General features: G+C 71.5%; 11 protein-coding genes. 1 reads left to right on the top strand and 10 read right to left on the bottom strand.

Annotated features, from left to right (window positions below):
• Positions 1 to 66 precede the first annotated feature (66 nt).
• The 3 genes from ABT061_RS24565 to ABT061_RS24555 form a co-directional block, all read right to left on the bottom strand.
• The gene (locus ABT061_RS24565; protein WP_350921889.1) at positions 67 to 1260 is read right to left on the bottom strand and encodes a cytochrome P450; all 1194 of its coding nucleotides are present in this window, start codon (positions 1258 to 1260) and stop codon (positions 67 to 69) included.
• A 32-nt stretch (positions 1261 to 1292) separates the two neighbouring features.
• Entirely contained in the window at positions 1293 to 2000 is a 708-nt protein-coding gene (locus ABT061_RS24560; RefSeq protein ID WP_350921887.1) for a TetR/AcrR family transcriptional regulator, read from the bottom strand.
• Positions 2001 to 2123: 123 nt separating this feature from the next.
• Positions 2124 to 2696: a dihydrofolate reductase family protein gene (locus ABT061_RS24555; protein WP_350921884.1), complete on the bottom strand. Its 573-nt coding sequence runs from the start codon at positions 2694 to 2696 to the stop codon at positions 2124 to 2126.
• Positions 2697 to 2813: 117 nt separating this feature from the next.
• On the opposite strand from ABT061_RS24555, the gene ABT061_RS24550 reads away from it, so the two are divergent.
• Positions 2814 to 3401, top strand: a complete 588-nt coding sequence (locus ABT061_RS24550; RefSeq protein WP_350921882.1) for a TetR/AcrR family transcriptional regulator — start codon at positions 2814 to 2816, stop codon at positions 3399 to 3401.
• Between the two features lie 7 nt (positions 3402 to 3408).
• Here the strand turns inward: ABT061_RS24550 and ABT061_RS24545 are convergent, their stop codons facing one another.
• The 7 genes from ABT061_RS24545 to ABT061_RS24515 all read right to left on the bottom strand — a co-directional run bounded on the left by ABT061_RS24545 (position 3409) and on the right by ABT061_RS24515 (position 16694).
• On the bottom strand, positions 3409 to 7065 hold the full coding sequence (locus tag ABT061_RS24545; protein ID WP_350921880.1) for an ATP-dependent helicase: 3657 nt from the start codon (positions 7063 to 7065) through the stop codon (positions 3409 to 3411).
• Between the two features lie 103 nt (positions 7066 to 7168).
• A complete protein-coding gene (locus ABT061_RS24540; protein WP_350921877.1) occupies positions 7169 to 10369 on the bottom strand; it encodes an ATP-dependent helicase in 3201 nt (1066 codons plus the stop codon).
• 274 nt (positions 10370 to 10643) lie between these two features.
• Complete coding sequence (locus ABT061_RS24535; RefSeq protein ID WP_350921875.1) at positions 10644 to 13544, bottom strand: CDP-glycerol glycerophosphotransferase family protein; 2901 nt, start codon at positions 13542 to 13544, stop codon at positions 10644 to 10646.
• A 113-nt stretch (positions 13545 to 13657) separates the two neighbouring features.
• Entirely contained in the window at positions 13658 to 13966 is a 309-nt protein-coding gene (locus tag ABT061_RS24530) for an MGMT family protein (RefSeq protein WP_350921873.1), read from the bottom strand.
• Positions 13954 to 14304 carry a hypothetical protein gene (locus ABT061_RS24525; protein WP_343977409.1) on the bottom strand — a complete coding sequence of 117 codons (351 nt, stop codon included), beginning with the start codon at positions 14302 to 14304 and terminating at the stop codon, positions 13954 to 13956. The genes ABT061_RS24530 and ABT061_RS24525 overlap by 13 nt, the downstream gene beginning before the upstream one ends.
• Before the next feature lie 129 nt (positions 14305 to 14433).
• A complete protein-coding gene (locus tag ABT061_RS24520; RefSeq protein WP_350921870.1) occupies positions 14434 to 15741 on the bottom strand; it encodes a S8 family peptidase in 1308 nt (435 codons plus the stop codon).
• Entirely contained in the window at positions 15735 to 16694 is a 960-nt protein-coding gene (locus ABT061_RS24515; RefSeq protein WP_350921868.1) for a hypothetical protein, read from the bottom strand. The genes ABT061_RS24520 and ABT061_RS24515 overlap by 7 nt, the downstream gene beginning before the upstream one ends.
• Positions 16695 to 16766 lie beyond the last annotated feature (72 nt).

Here is a 16766-nt window from a genome sequence, read left to right as displayed (position 1 = left end):
AACACCAGGAAAAGGGCGTGGAGGCGTTTGCTTCCACGCCCCTTTTCTCCTGGCAGAGCAGCCCACTCAGCCGGCGGAGGTGAGCAGGGACAGTTTCCGTACGCCGGTCATGTTGGGGCTGGGGATGAACTGCGGTGGCTCGTCCGGGTCGGTGCGCAGGTGGGGGAAGCGGTCGAGCAGGATATCGAGCGCGACCCTGCCCTCCAGGCGGGCCAGCGGCGCGCCGAGGCAGAAGTGGATTCCCCTGCCGAGACCGAGGTGGGGGTTGGGGTCACGGGTCGGGTCGAAGACGTCGGGGTCGGCGAACTGCCGGGGGTCGCGGTTGGCCGCCGCGATCCACACCATGAGCAGTTGGCCGGCGGGCACGTGCTGTCCGCCGAGTTCGACGTCGACGTTGGTGACCCGGCCCAGGGCCGCGAACGGGCTGAAGAAGCGCAGGGACTCCTCGATCACGGAGGGAACCGTGGACCGGTCCGCGCGGGCGCGGGCGAACTGCTCGGGCTGGGCGTCCAGGCAGAGCACGGTGTTGCCCAGCAACATGGTGGTGGTGATGTGCCCGGCTATCAGCAGAACGTTGGCGAAGTTCACCACCTCGGCCTGGCTGAGCCGCTCACCGTCCACCTCCGCCTCGACGAGCTGGGTGAGCAGATCCGCGCGTGGCCGAACCCTGCGCTCCGCGGCGTGTTCGCCAAGGTAGTCGGCCAGGTGTTTGGCCTGCTCCATGACGAACTCCAGGTTGCGCTCCTGCTCCTCGCTCCGGTTGACGAGCGAGAACCGCTGGGACCCCTCGAACATCCTGTCCACCCACTGCTTGAACAGGTAGCGGTCGGAGCTGGGCACCCCGAGCAGCTCCGCGATGACGATGACCGGCAGCGGGTAGGCGAGGTCGGCCACCAGCTCCAGCCGGCCCGTCTCGGCCACCGCGTCGAGCAGTTCGTTGGTCAGCGCGGCGATGCGCGGTTCGAGGTCGGCGACGACCTTCGGGGTGAAGGCGTGGCTGACGAGCTTGCGAAGCTTGCTGTGCATGGGCGGGTCCAGCTGCGTCAGGCTGCGCTCGGCGGGCTTGGCGACCTCGGGCACCACGCGGCTGGTATCGGAGGAGAACGTCTTCGGGTCGCCGAGAATCCGCAGTGCCTCGGGGTAGCCGTAGACGTTCCACATCCCGGTGCCGGCGTCGAAGCTCACCGGCTGGTCCGGCCGCCTTCCGCGTAGCCAGAAGTGCCCCTCGTGCAGGCCCCATGTGTCGGCGATGATGGTCATGGCGTGCCTTTCTCATCGGGACGGGTCCGGGATCAACCGGGCTCGTGCGTTCTCTCGTACGCGTAGATCCAGGTGCGGTAGGGCGGGATCAGGTCCTCGAAGACGGCGATCACCTCCGAGGCCGCCTTGGCCAGTTCCTCGGGCGCCGGTGGCTCGGCCGGTTCGAAGGCGTACCTGACCACGTGGGCGATCGAGTCGACCTTGGCCCGCATGTCCAGCGCGGTGGCCATCGGATCCAGGTTCTCGTAGACGTGGAACCCGGTCATCGTCGCGCTCAGCGTGTACGCCAGGTTCGGCACATCGTCGCGGAACAGGCCGTGCCGGGTCATCAGGTCGTAGAACCGCTCGGCGGCGAGCAGTTCCTGGCTGTGCAGGAAGGCGTCGGCCGGCCTGCTCTGCGTATGCCGCAGGTATCCCTCGGACAGCGCCCGCAGCACCGGCCGGCGGTCGACGATGAGGAACGACGCGGGGATGAAGCGGTGCGGCAGCAGCATCGCCGGATCGCGGCGCAGCTCGTCGAGGAGCTCCTCGACGTAGGAGATGGACTCGCGCAGCAGCACGGCCTCGAACAACTGCTGCTTGGTGCGCCAGTGCAGGTAGACGGTGCCCTTGCCGATGCCGGCCAGCCGGGCGATGTCGTCGATCGTCACCTTCCGGTAGCCGAGGCGCACGAGCAGCTCGGCCGCCGCGTCAAGAATGCGGTCGGCGCGGCCGACGGTCTGCCCTGCTCGTTCCGTCACCCTGAAACCTTTCCCTCTGACCTCGTGACCAATTATGAAATCTGGTCAACAAGTCAGACGGTAACTCCTCGCCCTCAGCCGGACAACCCCTCGCGACGGACGATCGCGCCGAAAACGCGCGGGTCATTTCCTGGTGTAGGTGAGGACCACGGCCCCGTTTCCGAAGGTGCGGGTGTCGACCAGATCGAAGAGATTCGGCTCGGACTTCATGGCGAAGAGCGGGATGCCCGAGCCGATGACCACCGGGTAGCACTTGATGACCAGCTCGTCGATCTCGGGGAACAGGGCGCCCGCGAGCGTCCCGCCACCGCACAGCCAGATTCCGAGGCCGTCCTCGCGCTTGAGCCGCCGTACCAGCTCGGTCGGGTCGCCGGAGACCAACTCGACCCCGGGGTCGGCGATCTCGGGGATGGTGCGCGAGACGACGTACTGGCGCAGGTGGGCGTACGGGCTGACGATGCCGGCGTCCAATGCCGGCTGGTAGGTGCCACGCCCCATCAGGACGGTGTCGAACCGCTTGTTCGCGACGTTCTCAAGACCCACCTGGGCACGGAAGGCGGTGGGAATGGTCTCCGGCCAGTCGGCGATGAGGAACTCCATCATGGCGTCCAGCCCGGGAAAGAAGTCGTATCCGCCGTCCGGGTCGGCGATGAAGCCGTCAACGGTGGCACCTACGTAGTAGGTGAGCTTTCGCATCCGATTCTCCTCGTCTCGTGGCGCGAGCCTCCGGCCACAGCACTCTGCTCGTAGTACTCTAAGTGAAGTGGTTTGAACGTAGTACTACACTTAGAGTGGTGTCAAGCGGGAGGTCCGATGAGGCAGAATCCGGAACGGCGGGCGGCGCTCGTCGACGCGGCCATCGAGGTTTTGGCGGCCGAGGGGGCGCGCGGCCTGACCTTCCGCGCCGTCGACGCCTGGGCGGCGGTCCCCAACGGCACCGCGTCCAACTACTTCGCCAACCGCGACGACCTGCTCACCCAGGCCGGTGGGCGCATCTATGAACGACTGCACCCCGGTGCGAGCGCCATGGCCGACAGCCTGACCGGGCCGCGTGACCGCGAACGGCTGGCGAAGCTGATGCGCGACGTGGTGGACCGGATCACCGAGTTCCGCTCGGGCTACCTGGCCCTGCTGGAGCTGCGACTGGAGGCCACCCGCCGCCCCGAGCTGCGCGCCGTGCTCACCCGCACCATCCGGGCCGACCTCGACGCCAACATCGAACACCACCTGAAGACGGGGCTGCCCGGCGACACCACCGTGGTCGTGCTCCTCTATCTGGCCCTGAACTGGCTGATCGTCGAGCGGCTCACCCTGCCCGACATCTTCCCCGAGTCGCGAATCCACGACCTGATCAACGATGCGGTGGACCGTCTGCTGCCCCCGGACACCCCGGCCCGGTAGACCGGGGTCAGCCGAGGCTTGGGACCGACTCGACGAGGGCGACCAGGCCGTGCTCGTCGAGGAGGTCGACCGGGCGGACCGTCTCGCCCAGCAGGACGTAGTGGAAGGCCGCTCCCACCTGCTCCAGCGGGACGGCGGCCAGGTGGGACCAGGCCAGCCGGTAGGCGGCGAGCTGGACGGAGGCGGCGGCCTCGGCCTTCTTGCCCCTGGGACGCCGGCCGGTCTTCCAGTCGACGACCTCGTAGCGCCCTTCGGAGATCTGGAAGACGGCGTCCATCCGGCCGCGGACCACCCGGTCGGCGATCACGGTTTCGAAGGGGACCTCGACGTCGAGCGGTTCCCTGTCCGCCCACTCGCTCTCCTCGAAGCGGTCGCGCAGCTGGTCGAGGTGGGCGTCGGTCTCCTCGAAGTCGTCGGACGCGCCGGGCAGCTCGAACTCGTCCATCAGCCGCTGCTGGCCCCAGCGCCCCTCCAGCCAGCGGTGGAAGGAGGTGCCCCGGCGGGCCAGCGGCGCGGGCTTCTTGGGCACCGGGCGGCGGATCTGCCTGGCCAGTGCCTTGGGGTCGGAGGCCAGCGTGACCAGGGAGGAGACGGTCAGGTGGGCGGGCAGCTCCACCCTGCCGCCACCGCGCCGCCGGTTCATCTCCCGCTCCCTGAGCAGGAGCTCGATGTCACGCTCCCAGGCCTTCGCCCGCTCCCTGTCCCACCCCCGCAGCTCGGCCGCCGGCACCGGCCGCCGTTCCCCTGCCTCGGCCCCGGCTCCGGCCTCGGCCCCGGAATCGGCGCGGTCACCCTGCCAGATGTCCGTCGCTCCGGGAAAAGACACATCCCCGTTTCCCGGGGCTCCCGGAGAGGGCACGTTCCCCTCCTGCGGATCGCCGGGAAGGGGCACATCACCACCCCCCTGGTCCTCGGGAACGGTGTCACCGTGGTCATCCTCCCCATCCGACAGGTCTTCGGGGAAGAACGCTTCCTCGTCCCACGGATCTTCGGGGAAGGGCACCTCCTCGTCCCGGGGAGCCTCGGGGAGAGGGACATCCTCGTAGTCCCGGGGACCCTCGGGGAAGGGGACGTCCTCGAAGGAGACGGGAGCGGCCCTCCCGGCGAGGGCCGCGAGGGCGGCCTCCACCATGGTGGCGCCGTCGAGAACGGCGGCGTAGCGGGCATCGTCCGGCTCGATCGGCCACCGGGCCTCGGCCGGCTCGGCGAGGAGCGGGTTGGTGGCGCCCTCCTCCATCTCCGGGGCCCAGAAGGCCACCCTGCCGCAGGTGTCGCGGATCTCCAGCAGGAAGTCCGACGGCTCCAGCGGCCTGGACGCGGTGCCCCAGCGGTAGCCGGAGGCGATCAGCAGGTAGTGGGCGCGGGTGACGGCGACGTACGCCAGGCGGCGCTCCTCAAGCAGGTCGCGGTCGCGGCAGCGCTCGTCGAAGTCGGCCAGTTCCTCCTTGGCCAGCCCGGCCAGTCCGGGCAGGTCGGAGGCGTCTCCACGGAGCTGGTAGGGCAGCTTGCGGGGGTTCTCCGTCCACTTCGGGCTGGTCGTGGAGCGGGCCGGGAACACGGTGCCGACGGTGAGCGTCCCGGCCTTCGACAGCGCCTGGGAGAGGCCGGGCACCACCACGACCGGCCATTCCAGCCCCTTGGAGGCATGGACCGTCATCAGCTTCACGCTGTTGCTCTCGCCCACCCGCCCGGCGTCCAGGCCGTTCTCCTCCTCGTCCGCCGCCTTCAGGAACGCCAGGAACGCGCCCAGCGTGGGATCCTCGGAGTCTCCGGCGAACCGGGCGGCGGCGTCCAGGAAGGCGTCGAGGTCGGCGCGGGCGGCGAACGGGCCGACGGCCGTCCCCCTGGCCGCCACCTCGATGTCCAGGCCGAGCCTGCGCTCGATCTCCAGGATCAGGTCGGGCAGCGGCTGGCCGGTGTGGGCGCGCAGCAGGCGCAACTCCTGGGCCATGGCGACCAGCCGCACCCCCGCCAGCGGGGAGAACAGATCCTGCCAGGCGGGACGGTCGGGCAGCTCGTCGAGGGCGTCGACCAGGCTGCCGCGCTCCTCGGCCATGTCGGCCACGACCTGGTCCAGCGGGTCGGCCACCGGCGACGCGCCCTCGCGGGTCTCCCGGTTCAGCTCGCGGGCCCGCTCGCCCAGTTCCTTGAGGTCGGCGGGGCCGATCCGCCAGCGGGGACCGGAGAGCAGCCGCACCAGGGCGTCCCCCGCGCTCGGGTCGTAGATCACTCGCAGGGTGGAGACGATGTCGGCGATCTCCGGCACGAGGAGCAGGCCGCCCAGGCCGACGACCTCGACCGGGATGCCGCGCTCCTCCAGGGCCTTGCGGAGCGCGGGGAACTGCGAGCGTTTGCGCGCCAGGATCGCCACGTCGTGCGGCTGGAGCGACTGCGGCCCGCCCCACATGCTCTGCTTGGCCTTCTTGCGCTCGCCGTCGCCCCACGGCATGCCGTCGGGCGCGCTCTCGACGCCCAGCACTCTGGCGATCTCCAGGGCGGCCCAGCGCGCCTCGTCGTCCGCGGTCTCGTGGAAGGCGCACATCACCCGGCCGCGCTCGACCCGGTTCTTACCGGGCACCAGGACCGGTACCTCCCTGGCCTCCATCCGGAGCGGCAGCTGGAGCCGGGCGGCGACGTCCAGCACGGCGTCGCCGTTGCGGAAGCTGACCGACAGGCGGTTGACGGGCGCGAGCTCCCCCGAGGCGGTCCTGAAGTCACGGGGGAATCGGGTGAGGTTGCCCGCCGAGGCGCCGCGCCAGCCGTAGATGGACTGGCAGGGGTCGCCCACCGCCGTCACCGGGTGGCCGCCGCCGAACAGGGCGCGGAGCAGGACGAGCTGGGCGTGGCTGGTGTCCTGGTACTCGTCCAGCAGGACCACGGCGAACCGCCCGCGCTCGATCTCGCCGACGTCGGCGTGCCGGTCGGCGATCCTGGCGGCCAGCGCCATCTGGTCGCCGTGGTCGACCACCTCCCGGCTGCGCTTGAGGCGGTCGTACGCCTCGACCAGCGGCAGCAGTTGCTCCCTGGCCCGCTGGGTGAGCAGCGGTCTGCGCTGGTCCTTGGTCGGGGTGCCGGGCAGCTCGGCGAGCCGCTGGGCGAGCTTGGTGCCGACGTCGCGCACGTCCTGCGGGGTGCGCAGGTGTTCGGCCAGTTCACCGGCCAGTTCGAGCACCGCCCGGGTGACGGTCGCCGGGCTCCACTCGACCTGCTCCATCGGTCCGTCGTACGCGCTGACCACCCGGCTGGCGAGCTGCCAGGAGACGGCCGGGGAGACCAGGCGCATGGTCGGCTCCAGCGCCTCGCGCAGGGCGTGCTCGGTGACCAGACGGGCCGCGTAGGCGTGGTACGTCGAGATGGTCGGCTCGCCCTCCATCAGCTCCGCCGGCACCTGCCCGACCTCGACGAGACCGTTGAGCCGCTCGCGCACCCGCGCGGCCAGCTCCGCGGCGGCCTTCCTGGTGAAGGTCAGGCCGAGCACCTGCTCGGGGCGGAGCAACCCGTTGGCGACCAGCCAGACGACGCGCCCGGCCATGGTCTCGCTCTTGCCCGACCCGGCCCCGGCCATCACGACCATCGGTTCGAGCCCGGCCTCGATCACGGCCGCCTGTTCCGGGGTCGGCGGCAGGATGCCCAGCTTGGCGGCAAGCTGAACCGGGCTCAGCACGCGGCGCCCCCGGTGGACGCGACACGGCCCCGGTGCCGGAGAGCGGCACGGACGTGCCCGAGGAACGGCGCGTGGTGCCGGAGACACCCCGCGCCGAGGCGGTTCAGCACACCTGGTCTCCGTTCTTGCTGACCGGGCAGCTCGACCGTACGGCGCAGGTGCGGCAGCCGTCGTTGACCTTGGCCTGGAAGAACGGCCCCGACATGCCGACGGCGACGGTGCCGACCATGTCCTTGGCCCAATCCGGGTCGGGGTCGTCGGACAGCGGAGGCTGTGTCTGCTCCTTGGCCTGCTTCTTGCCCGCCGCGTCGCCCACCTGGACCAGGGCCGCGCCGCCCGGCTCGGTCAGGCCGTGCCGCTGGAAGGCGCCGAGCAACGCGGCGAGCTGGTAGACGCCGAGCTGGGGGTGGCGTTCGAGCTCGGCGTCCTTGGCGCCGGTCTTGCCGGTCTTGATGTCGATGATCACGGCTCGGCCCTCACCGTCGCGCTCGACCCGGTCGACCCGGCCCTTGATCTGCACCCCCTCGGAGACCATGGCCGTGAACGCCTCCTCCAGGCCGACCAGTGTCCGGGGGTTGTTCTCGTGCCAGGTGACGAATTTGGAGATCATCTCCTCGGCGACCGCGCGCTGCTTGCGGTTGTACCAGACACCGCCGAAGTCGAGCTCGTTCCAGACCTCGTCCAGGCGCTTGCCGAGGGTCTCCTCGGTGGGCATGCCGGTCGCGGCGAGGACCGCCAGCGCGTGCACGACGGTGCCCAGACCTCGGGCCACGTCGGTGCCGCCCGCGCCCACCGAGGTCTCCAGCAGCCAGCGCAGACCGCACTTGCTGAAGCTCTCCACCGCCGAGGGCGAGACGCGCACGATGTCGTCGGGCCAGCTCAGCGGGCGGTCGTCGGAGATCGGGGTGAGGGCGTACCAGTCGTTGGGGTGGGCGCCGGGCACTCCCGCGGCGGCGAGCCTGGCCAGGTGCTCGGCCGCCGCCCTGCGCAGCGGTTCCGGCCTGGTGGAGTCGGTGACCGCCGATCGCAGGTCGGCCACCAGCGCGGACATGCTCAGCCAGCGGGACCGCTCGTCGACGCCCGCCTCCTCGGTCGAGCCGGGCACCAGCTCGGTGAGGAAGCGGGAGGGCCGCTCCTCGGTGTCGTCGCCGCCCACGGCGGTGACGATGAGCCTGCTCCTGGCCCTGGTGGCGGCCACGTAGAACAGCCGGCGCTCCTCGGCCAGCAGCTGGGAGGCGAGCGCGGCGGAGACGGCCGCCGGGTTCTCGTGCTCGGAACCCTCGGCCCTGGCGACCATGTCGTCGGTACTCAGGATGGACCCGCGCAGCCGCAGGTCCGGCCAGGCGCCCTCCTGGACCCCGGCGACGACCACCACGTCCCACTCCAGGCCCTTGGAGCGGTGCGCGGTGAGGATGCGGACCTTGTCTCCGTCGGGAGCCCGAGCGGCGAGGGAGTCGCCGGGGATCTCCTGGGCGACCAGGTCCTCGACGAACACGTCCACCCCGGCGTGCGGGAGCCGGTCGACGAACCTGGCCGTGTGGTCGAAGAGCGCCACGACGGCGTCGAGGTCACGGTCGGCCATGGTGCCCCTGACACCGCCCCTGAGGCTGACCTCGGTCCACTTTCCGGCCAGCCCGGTGGCCTGCCAGACGGTCCACAGCACGTCCTCGGCGGTGCCGCCCTGCCGTACGGCCTCGGTGGCGGCGGAGATGAGACCGGCGACCCGCTCGGCGGGCAGCGCCACGTGCGGCTCCACCCGCACCAGTTCCCGCGCGTCCTTCAACGCGGCGACCAGCAGCTCTCCCGAGGAGCGGGGGCCGGGGGCCGCGCGCTCCAGGTCGAGATCCACATCGAGATCCACATCGAGAGCCACGTCGCGATCCGCCTGCTCGGCCGCCTCGTGCTCGGCGGGCTGGGCCAGCGCCTCGTGCTCGGCGATCCGCAGGGCGCGGCGGAGGCGGCGCACACCGATCATGTCGGTGCCGCCGAGCGCGCCGGTCAGCAGCTCTTCCGCCACCCCCTCGTCGAGGGTCTCCGGGTGCAGCGCCACCTGGATGAGCCTGATCAGCGGCCGCACGCCCGGCTCCTGGAAGAGCGGCACCTCGCCGCCGCCGACCACGACCGGCACCCCGGCGGTGACCAGGGCGCGGCGCAGCAGCGGCACCTGGCGGGTCGCGGAGCGGACCAGCACCGCCATCCGCGACCAGGGGACCCCGTCGAGCAGGTGCGCCCTGCGGAGCGTGTCGGCCACGATCGCCGCCTCCTGAGGTGCCCCGTCGGCCACCAGCACCCGTACGTCACCGGGGTCGGCGTCCGGCAGGGCGCGCAGGTCACGGTGGGCGGCCCCGCCGGGGATGGCGGGCAGCCGGGTGGTGACGCGGCGGGTGGCCCGCAGCAGGTTCCGGCCGCTGCGGCGGCAGACGCGCAGCGCGACGACGGGGGCCTTCGCGCCGTGGGCGTCGCGGAACCGGTCGGTGAAGTTCATGATCCCTCGGACGTCGGCACCGCGGAAACCGTAGATCGACTGGTCGGGATCGCCGACCGCGACCAGGTCGCGCCCCTCCCCCGCCAGTTGCTGGAGCAGGAACTCCTGGGCGGGATCGGTGTCCTGGTACTCGTCGACGAAGACGGCGTCGTACGCCGATCGCTCGCGGTCGCGCACCTCGGGGTCGGAGAGCAGCGCCCCCGCCGCCCGGATCAGCTCCGCGTAGTCGAGCACCGGTTCGAGATCGAGGTCGAATCTGGCCTGGTAGCGGTCCGCGAACCTGCCTGCGGCCACCCAGTCGGGGCGGCCGTGGCGGCGGCCCAGCCCGACCAGCTCCGGCCCGTCGAGGCCGCGTTCGGCGGCGCGGGCCAGGAAGTCACGGAGCTCGGAGGCGAAGCCGCGCGTCTTGAGCGCCTCGTGCATGTCCTGCGGCCAGTGCACGGCGCCGTCCTCCAGCTCGCCATGGAGCAGGCGGCGGATCTCCAGGAGCTGCTCGGGGCCGGTCAGCAGGCGCGGCGGCACCCCTCCGGCGATCACCGCCTCGCGGCGGAGCAGCGCGTAGGCGTAGCTGTGGAAGGTGAGGGAGAGCGGGGTGCGGGTGGTACGGCGCATCCGGGCCGTGATGCGCTCGCGCAACTCCTCGGCGGCCTTGCGGCTGAAGGTGAGGACGAGCACCCGCTCGGGGTCGACACCCCGGCGCTCGATCCGGTCCACGACGGTCTCCACGATCGTGGTGGTCTTGCCGGTGCCCGGCCCGGCGAGCACGAGCAGCGGGCCGCTCTCGTGGGCCACCACCGCCCGCTGGTGCTCGTCCAGCACAGGGGCAACAGTTCTCCCCGCACCCTCACGACGTACCAGCCGCCAGTCCTGACCACTCACAACTCGCCATTCCACCAGATCCCGGACGATGATCGTGCCGAGTCGGCGGGTACGGCATGGCGGATTGTCGGCACCGCCGGATGGGCTACGGGCGGGGCCGGCTGGGACCGATGATCAGAGCAAGGCGCTGACCTGCGCCGGAACGTCCCGGAACGGGTTCAGGGGCCGAACGGCCGATCCCGGGGGCCGCTCGGCGGCCGCCCCCGGGAACCGCTCAGGAGAGGAAGACGTGGTCGACGAGCCTGGCCGTCGCCTTGCCGTCGTCGCGGGGCGCGTAGGTGCGCTGGAAGAGGTCGTACCGCTCGGCGTGGGCGGCGGTCACCTCGTCGATCGACCGCAGTGCCTTGATGACCTCGGCCCCGGTGGAGAGCAGCGGGCCGGGCGCCTCCGCGGCCAGGTCGAGGTACATGCCCCGCTTGGACGAGTAGCGCTGCAGGTCGTGCGTGAAGAAGAGCATCGGCCTGCCGGTCGCCGCGAAGTCGAACATGACCGACGAGTAGTCCGTGATCAGCACATCGGTGATCAGCAGCAGATCCGTAATGTCGGGATATGTCGTGACGTCGCGTCCGAGGCCGGCGGGCACGTTGGGCGCCGCCTGCATCGAGTGCGCCCTGATCAGGAACTCGTGGCCGGGGCCGAGCACCCGGTGCGCCTCGGCCAGGTCCAGGCGGATCGAGGCGTTCTTGCGGTCGTAGTCGCGGTAGGTCGGCGCGTAGAGCACCACCCTCGCCCCCTCGGCGATGCCGAGCCTGGCGCGCATCCGCGCCGCCATCTCGTCGCGGTCGGGGGCCACCAGCACGTCGTTGCGCGGGTAGCCGCTCTCCAGGACCTCCCCCTGGTAGCCGAACGCCTTGCGCAGCACCCGGGTCGCCCAGGGACTCTGGGAGACCAGCAGGTCCCAGCCGCGCACCTCGACCGCCTGCCGGTGCCAGGCCGGCGGCCTGGGGTCACGGGACATGTGCGGCAGGTCGTTGCCCAGGCGCTTGACCGGGGTGCCGTGCCAGGTCTGCACGACCGTCTGGTCCTCTCGCGCCCGGAACCAGGGCGGCAGGAAGCCGTTGGTCACCACGTACCGCGAGCGGGCCAGCACCGCGTAGTGCTCGCGGCTGCCCGCGCGCACCACGGTCGGCCCCTCGCCCTCGCCGAAGCCGAGCTCCGCGGGGCCCGGCGGCGTGAACGCGCCGTCCTTGACCACCCAGATGTGCTCTCCGGCGTCGCCGCGCCGCACGCGCTCCTCGTAGATCGCGCGGACGTTGCCCTCGTACTGCCGCCCGTCGTAGGCGACGTAGACGATCGCGTCGTTCAGCTCGCGGGTCCGCTCCGCGGGATAGAAGCCGCGGCGCAGCGCGTACAGGCCGCCGGCGCCCTTCTCGTCGTCGGGGCGGTGCTCGGCGACGGAGAGCACCGGAATGTCGAAGCGGGTGGAGATCAGGCGGTATTCACGGCCGTCGCGGATCTTCGTGTCCTCGTCCAGATCGTCGAGGATGGCGTGGTCGACGCGGAACGGGACGATCTGGCCGGCCGGGTCGCGGACCGCCATGCTCCAGGTGCCGCTGCCCAGCGGCACCGTGTCCCCGAAACGGGGCATCGCGGCGGCCGCGATCCGCACCGTGAAACGGGAGCCCTCCCGCTCCAGGGGGATGGCGTGGATCAGCCCGCTGCGGTGCTTGAGGGTCAGCTCGGCCGTGCCGGAGCCCGGGTAGGAGCCCTCCAGGACGAGCACGCCCTGCTCGTCCCAGGTCGCGGCGGTGATGACCGGGCGGATCCGGTGCGCGGAGACGCTCACCCGGTCACGCCGGTCACGCAGCACAGTGATCTCACGATCCCCGACGACCGTACGGCTCTCCTCCGCCTTGCCGATCATGACGGAGGCGGCGGGATCGCCCTTGGGCTCGATCCAGAGACGGCCGCCGTCGCGTTCCTGCAGCAGGGAGGCCACGGCGAGCGGCACGACGACCGCGGTGCCGCCGTCGACGGGGGTGAAGTCCGCGGCGATCCGATGACCGTCCAGCCTGGCGTGCCCCCTGCTCGCCTCCTTGCCCGGCAGGAAGACCTGGACCTCCAGCCGCTCGCCGTCCAGCTTCACGCCGGTCAGCTCGGCCCTGGTGGGCTGTAGCACCACCTGGAGTGCCCGGTCGGAGGTCCAGACGGGGCGGATCCACCAGCCCCCGCCGAGATCAAGCCCCGAGGGGCGCTCGGTACGGCCGGTGGAGGGACCGCGCAGCAGGCCGACGGCACGGGCGCCCCGGCTCCAGATCACGATCTCGGCGCGCCAGGTGGTGGTGTCCTGCACGGTGGCGCGGCGGCGCAGCAACCGCTTGCCGCCGCGCACGACGGCCCGCACCGCGGAACGCCAGCGCAGCGGCCACGGGCTCAGTTCGGCGGTGAACCCGGACCAGTCGTAGTTGCAGCCGGCCTCTTCCGCGCCGTAGGTCGCCTCGGGGTGGAAGACCCTCCGGGTGCGCAGCCGCACCGGCGGCAGCCAGCGCGGGCCGCGCAGCACCACCGTGGCCCTGTTGAAGCGGCGGCTGCGCACCGACAGCCCGGCCAGATAGGCGTGGCCGCTGACGTGCAGCCGCCCGCCGGACCAGGAGACGTCCTCGATCTGGGTCATCGGGATGAGGTCCGCGGCCCGCAGCCGGAACAGGGCCTCGGGCAGCTCGTCCTGGAGCGGCAGATCCGCGTACCAGCGGAGTTTCTTGCGGACGCGCCTGGACGGCTCCGCGGCGGCGGCCACGAGCTTCTGCAGCGCGTCGCCGTCGGCGAGGTCGTCGATCTCGCGGTGCTCGATCAGGTGAAAGGCGATCCTGCGGGCGACCGGCAGGTCCCGCTTGACCTTCGCGTCCGCACCGGTCACGTACGGCTTCAGGACCGTGACGAACTCGCGGCGCCGCGCGGCACCCCGCTTGGTGGCGATGTCCAGCCGGGAGCCCAGCGGCCCGGCCAGCGCGTCGGCGTCGAAACGACGGCGCTCATGCGGCTTCAGCCCGTCGGCCAGCACCGCGGCCATGATCGAGTCGAGTGGTTCTCCCCGGTCGCAGAGATCCTGGACAACCCGAAGACGATCAACGACGGGGTCGCCGCTGGCTCGTGCGGGGGTGGCACCGATGGCCATGGGGAAAGCACCGCCTTTCGGACAGAGCGCTGTCCTAGGCCATGGTAGTGCGCCACGGCAGGGCCGGTTACGCGGTGAATTAAGGGTTCCCGGGATTTACAGGCTTTTGTGATCTAAGGCTTTCCGTCCCATCGGGCCTCCCGCATATCGGCTCGGGCGCCCCTCAGCGGGGTCCGTTCCTCGCGCCAGTTCGCCAGGCATCGTTGCTCGTGGCCGGGTGGCGGGGTGCCGTCGGCGTGCACGACGCGCCACCAGGGCACACCCCCGCCCCAGGTGGACATCACCCTGCCGACCTGGCGCGGGCCGCCCTCGCCGAGATACTCGGCGATGTCGCCGTAGGACATCACCATGCCGGGCGGAATGCGCTCGACCAGATCCAGCACCCGCTCGGCGTACGGGGTGGGATGGCCTACTGGCTCCATACCGTCGGTCCGGCCGAGAGGATCTCGTCGAGTTTGCCGAACTCGTAGGCCACCGAGCCGTTCAACTGCTCGACCAGCCCGCCGCGGATCGCGTAGGACTCGCCGTCCTCGCCGACCAGCCGCGCTCCCAGCAGAGCGGACACGCGTGCCAGCTGGGCCACCTGCCAGTCCGATCCGGGGGCGCCGGACAGGCGGCCGTTCCATATCGCTATGGCATGAACCGCGCCATTGTGGCGGGCCAGGACCTCCCCCGACTCCTGCGACCCTCTGAACTCGAACCCCGCCTGCCCCAGCACAGTCGCGAGTTCCGCGAAGGCGAGAGGCGCAGGGCGCTCCACGCGCAACTCGTACCCCATAACGCGGGAGAATAGCGAACCTTCCGGGTTTCCCGGAGTGTAAATCCCGACATTCGGGCTACCGCATCCGAACAGTGTCCTAAACGCGTTCTAATTGACTTCAAACTGCGCTTATCCCCGCGATCTCCCGCGCTTGGTCGTTTCGGCATCGACCACTACCGGTCCATTCCCGTCCGAGCGCCGGCCGAGCATCACCACGGCCGCCGCGAACGCCACCAGGCCGCCGACCAGGCCCGTTCCGTAAAGCCAGAGCCTCAGCGGATCGGGGCCCGGCCTGCTGTACTCCTCGTGCGGGACGCCGGCGCCGAAGTGCTTGTCATCCGGGACCGAGATCTCCACCGCACCCGCCACGAGCCGATCCGCCTTGGCGAGCGCCGCGGCGGCGTCGACGACGCCGAACCCGATGTGGTCGTCGTAGCCGGCGGTGGGACTCGCCGAAGCCGTGGAGACCAGTGCCTGCGCCACCATCTGCGGGGCAATATTCGGGTATTTCGCTTTTATTAGTGCGGCGACCCCTGCCACCAGCGCGGTCGCCGAACTGGTCCCCTCAGAGGATCCGTAGTTTCCGCCGGGGACGACCACCGGCACCCCGACACCGGGCGCCGAAACCAGAACCGACAGATTGTCACTGCTGAAGCTCGCCGGCTTGCCCAGCCTGTCCACCGCCCCCACACCGATGACCCCGGAATATCCGGCGGGAAAGTTCCAGAAGGAGGTGGAGTTGTCCATGGTGTACTGGGAGTCTCCGTCGTTGCCCACGGCGGCGACGAGTACCACGCCCCTGGACAGCGCGTAGGAGACCGCCTCCCGCTCGCTCCGGTGCGGCCCGTAGGCACCCAGCGACATGCTGATGACCTTGGCGCCGTTGTCCGCGGCGTAACGGATCGCCCGGGCCAGCGGGCTGTCGGTGCGCGAGCGCAGATCCTCCTCCGGCAGCGTGGAACCGTCCTTGGGCCGCTCCTCGACGATCAGCGGCAGCGAGAGGATCCTGGCCTCGGGGGCGATCCCGAGAAGACCTTCCTCGCCGTTGCCCGCCCCGGCGATGAGCGAGGCCATGGCGGTGCCGTGCCGTCCGGCGTCCGGCCTGCTCCGGTCGAACTTGACAGATCCCATGTCGGGTCCGGAGATCACCCGCCCGCGCAGCTCGGCCACCTGGTCGTCCACCCCGCTGTCGACCAGGGCCACGGTGACGCCCGAGCCCCTGGTGACCTTCCACGCCTCCTGCGCGCGCAGCATCTCCAGCACCCAGCGCTGGTCCTCGCGCACGTCGGCGGTGCCCTCCGGCGGCGCGGCCAGTACCGGAGCGGCGGGCATCCCGGCGGGCACCTCGGCGGGCACGGTCGCGAAGGCGGGCACCGCCGGGACCGCCACCGAGATCGCGACCAGCACTCCCGTCGCCCACAACCGCCGCCTCAGCACACGTTCCCCTGGGTGCACTGGGGCACGGCGCTCGGCTCGTCGCCGAGGGCCCTGGCGATACGCCCCGCGACCGCCTGGGCCGCGGGCCACAGCTCGCTGTGCAGGATCTCCTCCGGGGCGATCGCCTGGCGGGTGCGGCCGTCGGTGTAACCGGCGGTGGAGAAGACGATGTAGGGGCCGACGCCGACCCAGGCGTTGTGCTGGCGCTGGGCCGCCCCGAACAGCTCGGTCGCCGTGCCGGGGAAGGCCACGGGCCGCACCCCCACCCTGTCGTCCACGGCCAGCTGCGCGGAGGCGGCGAGCCGCCGCTCCTCGTCGGCGAGCACGGCGATGCCCACGGTGAAGACGAACGTGGACGTCTGGTCGACGTAGGTGGCCCGCAGCAGCGTGCGGCAGCCGTGCCGGGTGAGCACCGACCCCACCTGCGCGTCGGTACCGGCCGCGCAGGCCACCTCGGGCGCGAGGCCGACCCTGCGGGCGTACTGCTGGACCCTGCCGAGGCCGATGTACTGCAGCTCGACGGGGAAGACCAGGTCCGCGGTCCAGGTGTACCAGCGCCTGGCGATGTCGTCGGAGATGTAGCGGGCCTGCTCGGCGGCGGTCAGCGGGCGCGAACTCGTCTCGCGCAGCAGCCCGACCGCGCCGGTCAGCACGTTGGTGGCGGCGATGGCGAGGATCGTGCCCACCAGGATCAGGAAGATCGTACGGAACCGGACGCCCTGTTCCAGGGCCGCCAGTTCGGCACGCTGAATCGCCGCGCGGTCACGGCCCGCCGCGGGCCAGGAGCGCACGCGGTGCCGCCTGACCGTGGCGTCCTGCGCGGGCGCCCGCCTGGTCCGGCCGCCCCCCGCGGCGCTCACCCGGGAGCCGGACGGTGGCCAGCCACCGCGAGCGCGGGAGGCCGGGGCTCCCAGATGCCGCTCCGGCTCCTGGGACCGCCCTGACTGCGACATACTCCGATGCTACGTCGCCTGCCCTCTCCGCCCTATCAGCGGCGTGCATTTTCGCGGTGCCGGCTCCGGCGG

The organism is Streptosporangium sp. NPDC002544 (genome assembly GCF_040295965.1).
Taxonomy (GTDB): Bacteria; Actinomycetota; Actinomycetes; order Streptosporangiales; family Streptosporangiaceae; genus Streptosporangium.
This window is presented reverse-complemented; position numbering and strand designations above follow the sequence as displayed.

Bases quoted from the DNA above. Each gene is read 5' to 3' on its own strand.
- ABT061_RS24565 (WP_350921889.1), bottom strand. From the start codon at position 1,260: ATGACCATCATCGCCGACACATGGGGCCTGCACGAGGGGCACTTCTGG.
- ABT061_RS24555 (WP_350921884.1), bottom strand. From the start codon at position 2,696: ATGCGAAAGCTCACCTACTACGTAGGTGCCACCGTTGACGGCTTCATC.
- ABT061_RS24550 (WP_350921882.1), top strand. From the start codon at position 2,814: ATGAGGCAGAATCCGGAACGGCGGGCGGCGCTCGTCGACGCGGCCATC.
- ABT061_RS24535 (WP_350921875.1), bottom strand. From the start codon at position 13,544: ATGGCCATCGGTGCCACCCCCGCACGAGCCAGCGGCGACCCCGTCGTT.
- ABT061_RS24530 (WP_350921873.1), bottom strand. From the start codon at position 13,966: ATGGAGCCAGTAGGCCATCCCACCCCGTACGCCGAGCGGGTGCTGGAT.
- ABT061_RS24515 (WP_350921868.1), bottom strand. From the start codon at position 16,694: ATGTCGCAGTCAGGGCGGTCCCAGGAGCCGGAGCGGCATCTGGGAGCC.